Here is a 14325-nt window from a genome sequence, read left to right as displayed (position 1 = left end):
CCCTTGCGTATGACCGACATCCAGCGCTGCGAGGTCCGGCCCGGGCTGCTGGTCGAGTGGACACTCGACCCGGCGGCCGTCGAGGCCGCGTCCGCTCTGCCCGACGACCACCGACCGCCGGCGTACATCCAGGAGTCGCACATCAGGACGGCCCGGGCCGTCCGCGAGGGCGGCCTGTTCGTGCCGACCTGGCTGGGCACCGCGTTCGACGTCCCCGGCAGAGTCGATCTCGACGCCCTCGGTGAGGCCCTGCGCGGCTGGATGCTCCGGCACGAGACGCTGCGCAGCGGCTTCCGCTGGGCCGGTGACGACATGCGCCGGTTCACGCTGGACGCCGGCGACGTGGCACTGCGGCGCGAGACCGTCGGGTACTTCCCCGAGCCGGAGGCGCTGGCGCGGCACCTGCAGGACCGTTTCGACGTGACGGCGGACGCGTTGCGCTGGCCGAACTTCCTCTTCAGCGCGGTCGTCAGGGACGACGGCGCCAGCGTCTACATGGCGTTCGACCACAGCAACGTGGACTCCTACTCCGTGCAGCGGATCCCGGCCGAGATCCATGAGCTGTACTCCGCGGGGAGGGCGGGTGAGCATCCCGAACCCGGGCCGGTCAGCAGCTATGTCGACTTCTGCCGGGCCGAGCGGGCGAGTGCCGACGAACTCGACGGCGCCGACGCCGTCGTGGAACGCTGGCGGGAGTTCATCGGCCGGTGCGACGGCCGGCTGCCGAACTTCCCGCTCGATCTCGGCCTGGAGCCCGGCGGCCCGCTGCCCCGGCAGAAGCTCATGCACGAGATGCTCGTCGATGCCGAGGACGCGGCCGGTTTCGAGGCGTACTGCCGTCCCTTCGGCGGGAGCCTGGTCGGCGTCCTGGCCGCCACGAGTCTCATCGTGCACGAGATCGGCGGTCAGCCGGTCTACCGGACCGTCGTCCCCTTCCACACCCGCAGGAAGTCGCAGTGGCTGGACTCCGTGGGGTGGTACGTCGGCGGCGCGCCGATCGAGGTCGACACCGCCGGCGCGGCGGACTTCCCGGCACTGCTGCGGACGGTGAGCGCGCAACTGCGTGCCAGCAGGTCCCTGGCCCGTATGCCGCTGGCCCGGGTGCTGCGCCTGCTCGGGTCCGACTTCCGTCCCACCTCCCCCGACCTGTATTCGATCGTCTCGTTCGTCGACGCCCGGCACATCCCGGGCTCCGAACGGTGGTCCGAGCTGAAGGCCTACGGCCTGATCCGGGTGTCCTACGGCGACCAGGTGTGCGCGTGGGTCAACCGGCTGCACGAGGGGCTGCAGTTCGCGAGCCGCTATCCGGACACCGACATCGCGTCCAAGAACATGCGGTTGTACGTGGAGCAGTTGCGGGAGGTGATCGTCTCGGTGGCCCGCTCGCAGGCCGCGTGAGGGCGCTCAGGCCGGCGGGGGTCCGCCGGGCAGGGCCAGCTCCGCCCAGATCACCTTGCCCTCGGGGGTGTACCGGGTGCCCCAGCGCTCGGTCGTCCGGGCCACGAGGAACAGGCCGCGGCCGCCCTCCTCGGTGGTCGCCGCGTAGCGCAGGTGCGGGGAGGCGCTGGTGCCGTCGGAGACCTCGCAGACGAGGGTGCGGTCGTGGATCAGACGGACGTGGATGGGCGCGGAGCCGTAGCGGATGGCGTTGGTGACGAGTTCGCTGAGGACGAGTTCCAGGCTGAAGTCCAGGTCCGCCAGGCCCCACTCGTCGAGCTTGGCGCAGGCGGCGAGGCGGGTTCCCGCGACGGCGGCCGGGTCGGGCGGTACGTCCCAGTCGGCGATCCGTTCTGCGGGCAGCGCGCGGGTGCGGGCGACGAGCAGGGCGACGTCGTCCCGGGGCCGGGCGGGCAGCAGTGCGTCCAGTACGGCCTGGCAGTTCTGTTCGGGCGTCCGCTCGGGGTGGCCCGCCAGGGCCTTGCGCAGCAGCTCCATCCCCTCGTCCAGGTCGCGGTGGCGGTCCTCGATCAGTCCGTCGGTGTACAGGACGATCTGGGTGCCCTCCTCCAGGTCCGTTTCGGCCGTGCGGAACGGCATCCCGCCCAGCCCGAGCGGCGGCCCGGAGGGCAGGTCGGGGAAGTCGACGCTGCCGTCCGGACGGACCAGCGCGGGCGCGAGATGTCCGGCGCGTGCCATGGCGCAGCGCCGGCTGACGGGGTCGTAGACCGCGTACAGGCAGGTGGCGCCGACGATGTCCGCGGCGCCCTCCGGACAGGCCTCGTCCTGGTCGATGCGGCCGACCAGGTCGTCGAGGTGGCTCAGCAGTTCGTCGGGGGGCAGGTCGAGCGTGGAGAAGTTGTGCACGGCGGTGCGCAGGCGGCCCATGGTGGCGGCGGCGTGCAGCCCGTGGCCGACCACGTCCCCGACGACGAGCGCGACCCGGCCGCCCGGCAGGGGGATCACATCGAACCAGTCGCCGCTGACGCCGGACTGGGCGGGAAGGTAGCGGTGTCCGGCCTCGACGGCGCCGTGGTCGGGCAGGGCCCGCGGCAGCAGGCTGCGCTGGAGGGTGACCGCCAGGGCGTGCTCGCGGGCGTAGCGGCGGGCGTTGTCGATGCTGACGGCGGCGCGGGCCACGAGTTCCTCGGCCAGGAACAGTTCCTCCTCCTCGAAGGGGCCGTGCTCCTTGGACCGCCAGAAGTTGGCCACGCCCAGCACGGCGCCGCGGGCCCGGATCGGCGCGGTGACGAGCGAGTTGATGCCGTAGTCCACGATGCGGCCGGCGCGTTCGGGGTCCTGGGCCTGCCAGCCGGCCGCCGACGACAGGTCGGGCACCAGTTCGGGCCGGCCGCTGCTGTGGCCGCGGGCCTGCGGTGTGGAGGGCAGGAAGTCGATCAGCCGGCCCTGCTCGTAGAGCGGAGCGTCGTCCCGTACGCCGCGTACGGCGACGCGGCGCATGCCGGTGGCCGCGGGGCCCGGCTCCTCCCCCTGCAGTACGGCGTCGTCGAGGTCGACGGTGACGAAGTCGGCGAAGCGGCCGGCGGTGACCTGGGCGAGTTCTTCGGCGGTGCGCAGGACGTCGAGGGTGGTGCCGATGCCCAGGCCGGCGTCGTAGAGGAGCCGGAGCCGTTCCCGTGCGGTCTCGGCCCGGCCGGCCAGTGCCTGCAGTTCGGTGGAGTCGCGCAGGGTGACGACGGTGCCCGCGGGTCCTCCGTCACGGTCGGTGGGCCGCTGGTTGACGGCGAGCAGCAGCCCTCCGGCCAGGTGGACCTCGTCGGTGGCCTCCCGGCCGGAGGTGAGCAGCGCCACGGTCTCGGGCCGCAGGCCGGGCAGACGGCTCACGTTCTGGCCCTCGGCGTCCGGCGGGAGGCCGAGGAGCCTCCGGGCCTCGTCATTGGCCAGCAGCAGCCGCCCGTCCTCGCCGACGATGAGCACCCCTTCGCGCACGGAGTGCAGGACCGCGTCGTGGTGGTCGTACATGCGGGTCATCTCGTCGGGGCCGAGGCTGTGGGTCTGGCGGCGCAGCCGCCTGCCCACCAGCGCCGTCACGGCGGTGGCCACACCCAGCGCCACGGCCCCGGCGGCCAGGATGATCGGGATCTGCCGGTACACCTGCCCGGTGACGTGCTCGACCTTCAGCCCGGCGGAGACCAGGGCGACCACGTGGCCGCGGGTGTCCTCGACGGGGACGACGGCCTGCACCTCCTGCCCGAGCGGCCCGTGCACGCTCTCGGTGCGGACCTTCCCCTTCAGGGACGGTCCGATGGTGCCGACGAAGCGCTTGCCGATGCGGTCGGGCAGGGGGTGGGTGTAGCGGATGCCGTGCGTGTCCATGACGACGATGAAGTCCACGCCCGCCGCCGTGCGCCCGGCCTCCGTCAGGGGCTGGAGCACGGCCGAGGGGGCGGGGGCACGGAGCGCCGCCAGGACGCCCGGGGAGTGCGCGAAGGTCTGGGCGACGGCGGCGGAGCGGCGCTGGGCCTCGGCGCTGGTGTCCCGCTGGGACTGCAGGACGAGGGCGAAGACGGCGCAGATCACCAGCAGCACCACGAGGGCCGCCTGCAGTACGAACACCTGTCCGGCGACGCTTCGCGGACTCTTTCCCACCAGCGACCGCCCCGATATCCGTCGAAGACGGGCAAAACGGTCTGCCATCCGGCCTTTGTAGCATCGACCCTCCCAAGTCGTCACGACCTGGGCGCATGATCCTTCGCCAGGACCACTGGGTGAGACGGGCCCGCCCCTCCGCTCACGGCCAGGGCCCGGCGGCCGGGGGGACGCACGGCGGGTTTCAGGGCGCGGTGAGGCCGCGCAGCAGCGTGTCCAGGCGGTCGAGGACCCACGCCCAGGTCTCCTGGGAGTCGGGGGCGCTGTGCCGGAAGCCGCCGGCCAGCTCCAGGCTGACGTAGCCGTGGAAGACGCTGCCCAGCAGCCGGACGGCGTGGGTCTCGTCCGGTTCCGTCAGGCCGTAACCGCGCAGGATCGCCCGCGTCATCTGGGCGTGGCGCACTCCCGCGCTCCCGGCCGCGGTCTCCGCGTCCAGCGGCAGCCGTGCGGCGGCATAGCGGCCGGGGTGCTCCCGGGCGTAGGCGCGGTAGACGTCGGCGTAGGCGGCCAGCGCCTCCTTGCCGGCCCGTCCGGCCAGGGCGTCGGCCGCCCGGTCGGCCAGTTCCTCCAGGGCGAGCAGGGCGATCCTCGTCTTCAGGTCCTGCGAGTTCTTCAGGTGCGAGTACAGGCTCGCGACCTTGACGTCGAACCGCCGGGCGAGCGCCGAGACGGTCACCTGGTCGAAGCCGACCTCGTCGGCCAGCTCCGCCCCGGCCCGGACCAGGCGGTCGGTGGTGAGTCCAGCGCGTGGCACAGTGATCCCTTCTGCTTCCTGAAGGGATTGTGCACTTGCCTAAATATCTTAGGCAAGCGGGTGCGGGCGACGGGGCCGGCGCAGGCCGCAGCGTTCGAGTGAGGCGGCCCGGCGGCCCGCGCCCCGCGACCGGCCAGTGCGGGGACCTGGAAGCTCAGCCGTCGTCATCACCTATGTTGACATACCTATAGCACCATATATAAAGTCCGGCTCATGCCCGGACCCCGTACGCCCGCAGACAGCGCCGCCGCCGAACTCGCGGTCGCCGTGTCGGCGGTGCACCGGGCCCTGGACCACCGCATCCGCGCGGACTTCCCGCACGACAAACTCCCCGACGGCCAGCTCGCGCTCCTGCGGCTCACCGCCGAGCAGGAGGGCGTCACCGTGCGGGAAGCGGCCGGCATCCTGCTGATGAAGCCGAACAACGTCAGCGCGCTCGTCTCCCAACTCACCGGCCTGGGACTGCTGGAGCGCCGCTCCGACCCCGCCGACAAACGCGTCGCCCACCTGTACTGCACGGATCTCGCGCGGGAGCGGCTCGCCGAGGCGGCCGCGCTCGCCGAGCGTCACCTCTCCGACGCCATGCGCCACCTCGGCGAGGGTGAGATGGCCGCGCTGGGCTCCGCCGTGGGTGCGCTGCGCTCGCTCGCCGCCCATCTGCGGCCCGCCGGCGACCAGGACTAGAGCCGCGCCCCGCGGGGCGCCCCTGCTTCCCGGACTCCGGGTCTTCCGGGTCTTCCGGGTCTTCCGGGTCTTCCGGGTCAATTCTCCGCGCTTGTGCCGCCCCCGTCCGCCGGGCGCGCCGCGGCACGCCCGCCGCCGCGCCCCCCTGTCCTCGTACGACACACGAAACAAGGCAGTCCTCATCATGTCCTCGCCCAGTGCGACCCTGCCGGCAGCTCCGCCCCAGCGGGCGGCAGGCCGCCGCGCCAACCCCTGGCTGACCCTCATCGCCGTCGCGTTCGGCCTGTTCATGGTCGGTCTCGACGGGTCGGTGGTCTCCATCGCCAACCCCGAGATCGGCCGCGATCTCCAGGCCACCACCGCCGACCTGCAGTGGGTGACCAACGCCTACCTGCTCGCGCTCGCCGCCGCGCTCATCCTCGGCGGCAAACTCGGCGACCGCTTCGGACGCCGCACCGTCTACCTCGCCGGTGTCGCCGGTTTCACCCTGGCCTCCGTCGCCATCGGGCTGTCCGGCGCGATCGTCCCGGTCATCGCCTTCCGCGCGCTCCAGGGCCTCTTCGGCGCCCTGCTCATGCCCAACACGCTCGGCCTGCTCCGCGCCGTCTTCCCGCCGCGCAGGTTCGGCATGGCGGTCGGCATCTGGGCCATGGTCTCGTCCGTCTCCACCGCCCTCGGCCCGATCGTCGGCGGCCTGCTCGTCGAGCACGTCACCTGGGAATCGGTGTTCTACATCAACGCCCCGATCGGCGTGGCCGCACTGGTCGTGAGCGCGCTGGTCCTCCCCCAGAGCCGCAACGACGCCGCGCGCGGCGAGAAGTTCGACATCCCCGGTGTACTCCTGCTCGCCGCCGGTGCGCTGCTCGTCGTCCTCGGCGTCGTCAAGGGCGAGACGTGGGGCTGGTCCTCGGCCGCCACACTCGGCTCGACCGGCGCCGGGATCGTCGTCCTGCTGCTGTTCGGACGGCACGAGACCCGCGTGGCCGCACCGCTGCTGCCCATGCGGCTGTTCCGCAACCGGGCCCTGACCATCGGCACCGTGTTCACCGGGCTCAACTTCTTCGTCCTGCTGGGGTCCATCTTCTTCGTGATGCTCTACCTGCAGAACGTCCGCGGCTTCTCCCCGGTCGAGGCGGGCGTGCGGACCCTGCCGCTGAGTCTCGCCTCGGTCGTCGCCTCGCCGCTCGGCGCCGCACTGACCGAGCGTTTCTCCGCCCGGCTGACGATGCCGCTGGGCATGCTGCTGCAAGCGGCCGCCTCCTTCCTGATGCTCACCTGGAGCGCCGATTCCGGGTACGGGGCACTGTGGCCGCCGTTCATCGCGCTGGGCCTGGGCGTCGGCATGGTGATGTCGGCCTCCTCGGACACCATCGTGGGCAACGCGCCGGTCGCGGACGCCGGAGTCGCGGGCGGGCTGCAGGCCACCTCGCTCCAGGTCGGCGGCGCGCTCGGGACGTCCGTCCTGGTGTCCCTGATCAGCAGCCGCGTCGGCGCCACGCTCGGTTCCGCCCTCACCTCGGCCGGGGTGCCGCAGGACACGGCACGGCAGCTCGAGGGCGCGAAGGACGCCGTCTCCATGGGGGTCGCCCCCGTGTCCGGCGCGATGCCCGGCCCGCTGAAGGAGGCGGTGGTGGCCGGCAGCGGCCAGGCCTTCGTCGGTGGTCTGCACACCGCGGCCCTGACCACGGGCGTGCTCTGCGCGGCAGGCGCCCTCACCGCCGTCCTCGGCCTGCGCGACCGCGGCAACCGCGCCGGCAGCAGCACCGACGACACCCACGGCCACGGCGAGCACGCCCTCGACCGCGAGCCCGGCACCGACCACGACCGCGACCGCGGCCGTGCCCACCGGAGCTGACACACCGTCGCGCGCCCGGCACGCCGAAGGGCCCTGTCCGCCGGGAGAACCTCCCCGGCGGACAGGGCCCTTGTGACACGGACCGCTAGTTGTCCGTGCCGACCGGAGAGCCGACGGCCGGTGGAGCGGTCATCAGCTTCCCGAACAAGGCCATGCACGTGGAACAGTGACCGGCCCGCTGCGCGCTCGCCCCGTCGACACGCCGGCCGAGCCGCTGGCCGCAGAGCGTGGTCACCGTGTTCTTGGCCATGACATGCCACACCAGTGCGCCGCCCGGTTTCTCGGCTCCTGCACACATCTCATACATGATCGGCTCCCTTGATGGACGCCTCTCTCACTCCAGGAGACACCCGATCAGCCCTAGGCACGCTGCCACAGACGGCCATTCGGGTGACGGCGCGAGGGCCGGGACCCGGCGGCCGGACGGCCGGAACGCGGTGCCATCATGGGCGCCATGCGAAAAAGCGGTGCGATACGGACGGCCGCCGCGACGGTGGCCTGCGCGACCCTGGCGATCTGTGCGACCGGCTGCGGCAGTTCGGCCCACCCGCGCGCGAGAAGCGGCGCGAGCGGGCCGGGCGGCACGCCGCACGCCACGGCGCCGACGCGTGTCCCGGGCATCGGCGACGGGATGTGGCGGCGCGTCCCGGCCGGCACCCGCCAGGTGGTCGCCGTCTACGGCGCGGGCCCCGACTCCCCCGAGTCGACGGTGAAGCTCTTCACCAAGACCGGCTCCCACTGGAAACAACTGCGTTCCTGGGCGGCGCACAACGGCAGGAACGGCTGGACGACCGACCATCACGAGGGCGACCAGCGCACCCCCGTGGGCGTGTTCACCCTGAGTGACGCGGGCGGTGTGCTGGCCGATCCCGGGAGCCGCCTGCCGTACACCCGCTCCGCCTCGTTCCAGGCGCCGCACTACTGGAACAAGAACTCCTGGCACGACTTCGACTACGTCGTCGCGATCGACTACAACCGTGTCCGGGGCACCGCGCCCAACGACCCCACGCGGCCCGAGGGACAGCGCAAGGGCGGCAGCATCTGGCTGCACATGGACCACGGCGGCGGCACGTCCGCGTGCGTGAGCCAGTCCGAGGACGCGATGCGCTACCTGCTGCGCACGCTCGACCCGCGCCTTCACCCCGTGGTGGTCATGGGCGACTCCCGCCACCTCGCCGCATGACCGGTCGGCCCGACCGCCGCACGTCCTTCCGCCGGTGACCGCCGGCGCCGGCGTCCACGAACCGGACGGACCGGCGACAAGGTGCCGGATGCATCTAACGTCTGGGGTGCCGATGAGACGGGGGCCGAACGCGTCGAGGGGAGCCCTGGGATGGCCGAGGAGACAACGGGACGACGGCCCGTGAAGGACGACGGGACGGCGGACCCGGGTGCCGTCGTGGCGCTCCGGGACGTGGGCGTGCGCCGGTACACGACCGACCAGGTGATCCTCGACGGCATCGACTGGACCGTCCGGCCCGGGGAGCACTGGGCGCTGCTCGGCGCGAACGGCGCGGGCAAGACGACGCTGCTGCGGCTGCTCGGCGCGCTCATGCACCCCACCACCGGCAGTGTCGAGGTGCTGGGCGCCCGGCTCGGCCGCGTCGACGTGCGTGAACTGCGGGCCCTCATCGGGCACGTCACCTCCGCACAGCGCGTGCCGCAGGACCTCGACGCCCACACGGTCGTGCTGACCGGTCACACCGGCACGGTGCAGCCGCTGTGGCGGTCCTACGACGAGGAAGTGCGCGAGCGGGCGCACGAGCTCCTCTCCGAGCTGGAGATCAAGGACCTGGCCGACCGGCCGTACGGTGTCTGCTCGGGCGGACAGCGGGCCCGTGTCCTCATCGCCAGGGCGCTGATGGCCGACCCCGCCCTGCTCCTGCTGGACGAGCCGTTCAACGCCCTCGACCTGCCCTCCCGCGAGGACCTCGTGGAGGCCATGCAGCGGCTGGCCGGGGGCCGCCCGCGGCTGGCCACCGTGACGGTCACCCACCACCTGGAGGAGCTGTCCCCCGCCGTCGGTCACGCCCTGCTGCTGCGCGAGGGCAGGATCCTGGCCCGGGGGCCCGTGGCGGACGTGCTGACCGGCCCCTGGCTGACGTCCTGCTTCGGCCGGCCGATCGCGGTGAACCGGCACGAGGGCCGCTGGTGGGCCTACTCCGGTCGACAGGTCTGACCTGGAGGTGTGACCCTGGGTGACGAGCCGGGTCGGGACGGTCAGTGGCTCAGCGTGGCCGGATGCCGCTTTCCACTACCGGGAGTAACGTGATCAACTTTGGCTTCGGGTGCTCCCTACAGCCGAGTTGAGCGCTCTTCTCCGTCCGACCCCCCGTGCGAGGATCCTCATGCCGTCCCAGGGCGATGCTCTGCAGCAAGCGCATTCTGAACACCAACAGCACATGCAGACGTGCCGTCAGTGCCGTGCGGACGGTGCGCCGTGCCCCGTCGCCAAGCACCTGCTGCGCCTGTACAACAACGCCCGGAGGGCGGCCGCCCGGGCCAACTGACCTGACACGAGCGGCGGCAGGCGCCGAGGTACCGGTGCCTGCCGCCGCTTCTTCGTGCGCTCCGGACCCGTTCCGTGAGCCTTTTTCGGCCAAGTCGCCCTGGACGACGACGCGTTCCTCCCGCGTCCGCTTTCGGCCGACCGGGTGACCCTCCCCGGATGCCGCGCGCTGCCGCACGGAAATTGACCGTCCGGATCACCGGACGCGCCGCCGCGGTTCTCCCACATATCGCCATAAAACGTGTGTTATTCATTCATGCACACACCTACGCGGCGCACCTTGCTCAGTGCCTCGATCATGGCTGCCGGCTCAGGTCTCCTGGGAGCCTGCTCCGGGCCAGGCTCCCCGTCGGAGGCGGGTCCGCACCCGGGAACCGCCCGGGGCTCGGGCTCCGCACCGGGATCCGGCACCGCGGACGGCCGCTCCCGTCCCTTCGTGCCGAAGGGGCCCAAGGGGTACGTGAACCCGTCCGACCCCGAGGTGCTGGCCGCCGAGCGCGAGCGCGGCACCGGGCCGGTGCGCACCTTCCGGTTCACGGCCGCGGAGACCACGTTCGACCTGGGCGGACGCTCCGTCAGGACGTGGGCGTACAACGGTGCGGTGCCCGGCGGGGTGATCCGCGTGACCAGGGGCGACATCCTGGACCTCACGCTGGCCAACCGGCTCCCGGTGGCGACGACGCTGCACTCGCACGGGGTGCGCCTGCGCTGCGACATGGACGGTGTGCCGGGGCTCACGCAGGAGGGGATCAAGCCGGGCGAGGAGTTCCGCTACCGCTTCGCCGTGTCCTACCCGGGCACCTATCTCCTCCATTCCCACGAGGGCATGCAGCCCGACCGGGGTCTGTACGCGCCGTTGATCGTGGACGACCCCAAGGAGCCCTTGTCCTACGACAAGGAGTGGGTCGTCGTCCTGGACGACTGGGTGGACGGCGTGGACGGCTCCACCCCGGACGGCGTGCTGTCCCAGCTGCACGGCGGCAAGCGTCCGCCGATGAGCATGGACATGGGCGGCGGCTCCCAGCAGGAAGGTTCCGCCGGCCATCACGCCTCCGCCGGCCACAGCGCGCCGTACGGGAAGTCGGCCGGTGGCCCCTCCCGCGTCCTGCGCCACTCCCACAGCCGCCTCCTGGACGGCATGGGCGGCAACGTCGACTTCCCGTACTACCTGGTCAACGGGCATCTGCCGCACTCCGCCCAGGTGTTCAGGGCCAAGCCGGGGGACCGCGTGCGGCTGCGGCTCATCAACGCCGGCGCCGACACCGCGTTCCGGGTGGCCCTGGGCGGCCACCGGATGACGGTGACGCACACCGACGGCTACCCCGTGGAGCCCCGCGACACGGACGCGCTGCTCATCGGCATGGCCGAGCGCTACGACGTGGTCGTCACCGTCAAGGACGGGATGTTCCCGCTGGTCGCCCTGGCCGAGGGCAAGGGAAGCAAGGCCAGGGCGCTGGCCGTGCTGCGCACCGACAAGGGCAAGGGGCTGCCCTCGCCCTCGGTGCACCCGGACGAGCTGGACGGCCGCCTCCTGCCCGCCCGGGCCCTGCGGCCGCACGAGTCGGTGACCTTCCGCGACCGGGAACCGGACCGGCACATCCGTATCCGGCTGACCGGCAGCATGAAGAAGTACGACTGGGCCTTCGACCACCAGCCGTACTCCACCGAGCACCGCCATCCCGTCCGCAAGGACGAGCGGGTCCGGCTCACGCTGATCAACTCCACCGACATGTGGCACCCGCTGCACCTGCACGGCCACACCTTCGCGCTGGCCGGCCTCGGCGACATCGGCACGCGCAAGGACACCGCGATCGTGCTGCCGCACCGCAAACTCGTCGCCGACTTCGACGCCGACAACCCCGGCCTGTGGATGCTGCACTGCCACAACCAGTACCACTCCGAGTCCGGCATGATGACCATCCTCGGCTACCGCAGGTGACGAGCGCCGCGGTCACGCCGGCGGAGCAGGCGCTGCGCGCTCCGCGGGCGGCGGGGCTGGCCGGGGTCCTGTTCGCGCTGCTGCTCGCGGCGGCCGTCGTACTGATCCGGCTGGGCCTGCCGGAGGGTGCCGACGCGGCCACCGCGCCGGCCGTGACCGACTCCGCGCGGCGTGACGCGCTCCGGACGGCGCTCGGTCTCGTGCCGCTGGCCGGGATCTTCTTCCTGTGGTTCGTCGGTGTGGTGCGCACCCATGTGGGAGCGGCCGAGGACAAGTTCCTGGCGACCGTCTTCCTGGGCAGCGGGCTGGTCTTCGTGGCCACGATGTTCGGGGCGGCCGCCGCGGCCACCGCCGCGCTCGCCACCGCGCGTGCGCCCGGCCCCGCGCCCTCCCCCGCCGCCTGGGAGTTCGGCCGCCGGCTGGCGTACGAGCTGATGACCGGGTACGCGATGCGGATGGCGGCCGTCTTCACCTGCTCCCTGTCGGTGATGGGACACCGGCTGCGGGTGCTGCCGCGGTGGCTGACCGTGCTGGGGCTGCTGGCCGCGCTGACGCTGCTGTTCGCCTCCTCCCGGGTGCCCTGGGCCGAGCTGGCCTTCCCGGCCTGGGCGCTGGTGCTCAGCCTCCACATCCTGGCGGCGGCCGGCCGCCGCACCGGGCCCGTCGCGCCGGCGGCCTGAGAGCCGGGCGGCGGCCGCCGGCGCCTACCCCGCGTACCGGTCGGCGGTTCAACCCCGTGCGCCCGGGACCGCGCGGGCGGATGGCCCGTCACTCCTACGGCGGGCTCCGGCGCGCGGCGGGGCCGTCGCGCTGTGGATCCTGTCGTGGGGGAGATGACCGCCGTCCGAGGGCGTCCGCCGAGCGGGTGGTGCCCGAGGACCTTGCCGCCGGAAGGGCGGGTCGCCAATGAGGCTTGTCGTCGATCTCAACAAGTGCCAGGGCTATGCCCAGTGCGCCTTCCTCGCGCCGGACGTGTTCACGATGCACGGCGAGGAGTCGCTGGTGTACAGCCCCTGGGCCGACGACGAGCAGCGGGAGAAGCTGGCCCGTGCCGTCGCGGCCTGCCCGGTGCAGGCGATCACCGCGGACGGCTCGGACGGCGGCGGCGTCCGCTCCGCCACCGCCGGGCAGGAGGCGTCCGATGCCCGCTGAGCAGTTCCACGAGTGGCTGCGCCGGGAGGGCCGGATCGTCGTCGTGGGTGCCTCACTGGCCGGTCTGCGGGCCGCCGAGACCCTGCGCGCGGAGGGCTTCGCCGGGTCGCTGACCATGATCGGCGACGAGCCGTACGAGCCGTACGACCGGCCTCCGCTGTCCAAGGCGGTCCTGCTCGGCAGGGCGGCGCCGGACCGCACGGACCTTCCCCGGCGCCTCGACGTCGACGCGACGTGGCGGCTGGGCGTGGCCGCGACCGGACTCGACCTCGCGGGCCGGCGGGTCCGGCTCGCCGACGGCGACGAGGTGCCCTACGACCGGCTGCTGATCGCGACCGGGGTCCGGGCCCGGCCCTGGCCGAAGGAGGAGGAGGCCCAGCTCGACGGGGTCTTCGTGCTGCGCACCCGGGACGACGCCGTACGGCTGCACCGGCGGCTGAAGGCCGCGCCGCGCCGGGTCTTCGTGATCGGCGCCGGGTTCACCGGGTCGGAGATCGCCTCCGCCTGCCGCGACCAGGGCATTCCCGTCACCGTGGCCGAGCGGGCGGACGCTCCGCTGGTGGGCGCGCTCGGCGGCGTGGTCGGGACGGTCGCCGCGGAACTGCACCACGACAACGGGGTCGACCTGCGCACCGGGGTCATGGTCACCGGTCTGGAGGGCAGTCCGGTCGGGCGGGTGCGGGCCGCCCACCTGTCCGACGGCAGCGTCGTCGAGACGGACGTCGTGGTGGTGTGCCTGGGCGCGACCCGCAACACCGACTGGCTGACCGGCTCCGGGCTCGGGGCCGGCCCGCGCGGCATCGCCTGCGACGCGGGGTGCCGGGCGTTCGACTTCCGGGGCATCGTCACCGACGACGTGTACGTGGCCGGGGACGTGGCCCGCTCCCCGCACCCGCTGTTCGGCTACCAGTTCCTGTCCCTGGAGCACTGGGGCAACGCCGTCGCGCAGGCCGAGGTGGCCGCGCACAACATGATCAGCGCCAGTTCCGACCGGCGACCGCACATGTGGGTGCCCGCCTTCTGGTCGTCGCAGTTCGGTGTGAACATCAAGTCCGTGGGCGTGCCGTCCATGGGCGAACAGATCATGATCACCCAGGGTTCGCTCGCCGAGCGCCGCTTCGTCGGGGTCTACGGCTACCAGGGCCGGGTGATCGCGGCCGTGAGCTTCGACAACACGCGGTGGCTGGAGTTCTACGAGCGGCAGATCGAGATGGGCGCGCCGTTCCCGGTGGAGTACCCGACGCTGGACCGGCGGCCCGAGGGCCGCAGGCCGGTGCCGGCCGACTTCCCCGACCCGTCCCTGCCGACGCACGGCCCGACGGTGACCCTCAGCGGGTACTCACCGGCCGACCGGCGCATGGTGTTCACCCCGGCCCGCCACTGAC

Annotated in this window: 12 protein-coding genes; 9 read left to right on the top strand and 3 right to left on the bottom strand. The window is 72.8% G+C overall.

Going from position 1 to position 14325, the window contains the following annotated elements; genetic code table 11:
- Nucleotides 1-9 precede the first annotated feature (9 nt).
- Nucleotides 10-1398, top strand: coding sequence for a condensation domain-containing protein (locus tag AC6I72_RS29445; RefSeq protein ID WP_498004165.1), 1389 nt, complete (start codon nt 10-12; stop codon nt 1396-1398).
- Between the two features lie 6 nt (nt 1399-1404).
- Here AC6I72_RS29445 and AC6I72_RS29440 read toward each other — a convergent pair whose 3' ends face one another.
- A complete protein-coding gene (locus AC6I72_RS29440) occupies nt 1405-4095 on the bottom strand; it encodes a SpoIIE family protein phosphatase (protein ID WP_498004164.1) in 2691 nt (896 codons plus the stop codon).
- Nucleotides 4096-4231: 136 nt separating this feature from the next.
- On the bottom strand, nt 4232-4801 hold the full coding sequence (locus tag AC6I72_RS29435; protein WP_498004163.1) for a TetR/AcrR family transcriptional regulator: 570 nt from the start codon (nt 4799-4801) through the stop codon (nt 4232-4234).
- Between the two features lie 213 nt (nt 4802-5014).
- Here AC6I72_RS29435 and AC6I72_RS29430 point away from each other — a divergent pair, with 213 nt between their 5' ends.
- Nucleotides 5015-5485, top strand: a complete 471-nt coding sequence (locus AC6I72_RS29430; protein ID WP_498004162.1) for a MarR family winged helix-turn-helix transcriptional regulator — start codon at nt 5015-5017, stop codon at nt 5483-5485.
- Nucleotides 5486-5669: 184 nt separating this feature from the next.
- Nucleotides 5670-7340, top strand: coding sequence for an MFS transporter (locus AC6I72_RS29425; RefSeq protein ID WP_498004161.1), 1671 nt, complete (start codon nt 5670-5672; stop codon nt 7338-7340).
- An 85-nt stretch (nt 7341-7425) separates the two neighbouring features.
- On the opposite strand, the gene AC6I72_RS29420 is transcribed toward AC6I72_RS29425, so the two are convergent.
- Nucleotides 7426-7638 carry a hypothetical protein gene (locus tag AC6I72_RS29420; protein ID WP_498004160.1) on the bottom strand — a complete coding sequence of 71 codons (213 nt, stop codon included), beginning with the start codon at nt 7636-7638 and terminating at the stop codon, nt 7426-7428.
- A gap of 156 nt (nt 7639-7794) precedes the next feature.
- On the opposite strand from AC6I72_RS29420, the gene AC6I72_RS29415 reads away from it, so the two are divergent.
- From AC6I72_RS29415 to AC6I72_RS29390, 6 genes are all read left to right on the top strand, one after another.
- Nucleotides 7795-8523 (top strand): L,D-transpeptidase family protein, encoded by a 729-nt coding sequence (locus AC6I72_RS29415; protein WP_498004159.1) that lies wholly within the window; start codon nt 7795-7797, stop codon nt 8521-8523.
- A 150-nt stretch (nt 8524-8673) separates the two neighbouring features.
- Nucleotides 8674-9519 carry an ABC transporter ATP-binding protein gene (locus AC6I72_RS29410; protein WP_498004158.1) on the top strand — a complete coding sequence of 282 codons (846 nt, stop codon included), beginning with the start codon at nt 8674-8676 and terminating at the stop codon, nt 9517-9519.
- A gap of 586 nt (nt 9520-10105) precedes the next feature.
- Complete coding sequence (locus AC6I72_RS29405) at nt 10106-11788, top strand: multicopper oxidase family protein (protein ID WP_498004157.1); 1683 nt, start codon at nt 10106-10108, stop codon at nt 11786-11788.
- Nucleotides 11785-12468 carry a hypothetical protein gene (locus tag AC6I72_RS29400; RefSeq protein WP_498004156.1) on the top strand — a complete coding sequence of 228 codons (684 nt, stop codon included), beginning with the start codon at nt 11785-11787 and terminating at the stop codon, nt 12466-12468. The genes AC6I72_RS29405 and AC6I72_RS29400 overlap by 4 nt, the downstream gene beginning before the upstream one ends.
- A gap of 226 nt (nt 12469-12694) precedes the next feature.
- A complete protein-coding gene (locus tag AC6I72_RS29395) occupies nt 12695-12940 on the top strand; it encodes a ferredoxin (RefSeq protein ID WP_498004155.1) in 246 nt (81 codons plus the stop codon).
- Entirely contained in the window at nt 12930-14324 is a 1395-nt protein-coding gene (locus AC6I72_RS29390; protein ID WP_498004154.1) for an NAD(P)/FAD-dependent oxidoreductase, read from the top strand. Before AC6I72_RS29395 ends, AC6I72_RS29390 begins: the two co-directional genes overlap by 11 nt.
- Nucleotide 14325: the final 1 nt, after the last annotated feature.

The sequence above is a fragment of the Streptomyces sp. Xyl84 genome (genome assembly GCF_059731885.1).
Note: the sequence above shows the minus strand (reverse complement) of the source record. Positions and strands in the feature narration are given on the sequence as shown.

Bases quoted from the DNA above. Each gene is read 5' to 3' on its own strand.
- AC6I72_RS29445 (WP_498004165.1), top strand. From the start codon at position 10: ATGACCGACATCCAGCGCTGCGAGGTCCGGCCCGGGCTGCTGGTCGAG.
- AC6I72_RS29440 (WP_498004164.1), bottom strand. From the start codon at position 4,095: ATGGCAGACCGTTTTGCCCGTCTTCGACGGATATCGGGGCGGTCGCTG.
- AC6I72_RS29430 (WP_498004162.1), top strand. From the start codon at position 5,015: ATGCCCGGACCCCGTACGCCCGCAGACAGCGCCGCCGCCGAACTCGCG.
- AC6I72_RS29425 (WP_498004161.1), top strand. From the start codon at position 5,670: ATGTCCTCGCCCAGTGCGACCCTGCCGGCAGCTCCGCCCCAGCGGGCG.
- AC6I72_RS29420 (WP_498004160.1), bottom strand. From the start codon at position 7,638: ATGTGTGCAGGAGCCGAGAAACCGGGCGGCGCACTGGTGTGGCATGTC.
- AC6I72_RS29415 (WP_498004159.1), top strand. From the start codon at position 7,795: ATGCGAAAAAGCGGTGCGATACGGACGGCCGCCGCGACGGTGGCCTGC.
- AC6I72_RS29410 (WP_498004158.1), top strand. From the start codon at position 8,674: ATGGCCGAGGAGACAACGGGACGACGGCCCGTGAAGGACGACGGGACG.
- AC6I72_RS29405 (WP_498004157.1), top strand. From the start codon at position 10,106: ATGCACACACCTACGCGGCGCACCTTGCTCAGTGCCTCGATCATGGCT.
- AC6I72_RS29395 (WP_498004155.1), top strand. From the start codon at position 12,695: ATGAGGCTTGTCGTCGATCTCAACAAGTGCCAGGGCTATGCCCAGTGC.
- AC6I72_RS29390 (WP_498004154.1), top strand. From the start codon at position 12,930: ATGCCCGCTGAGCAGTTCCACGAGTGGCTGCGCCGGGAGGGCCGGATC.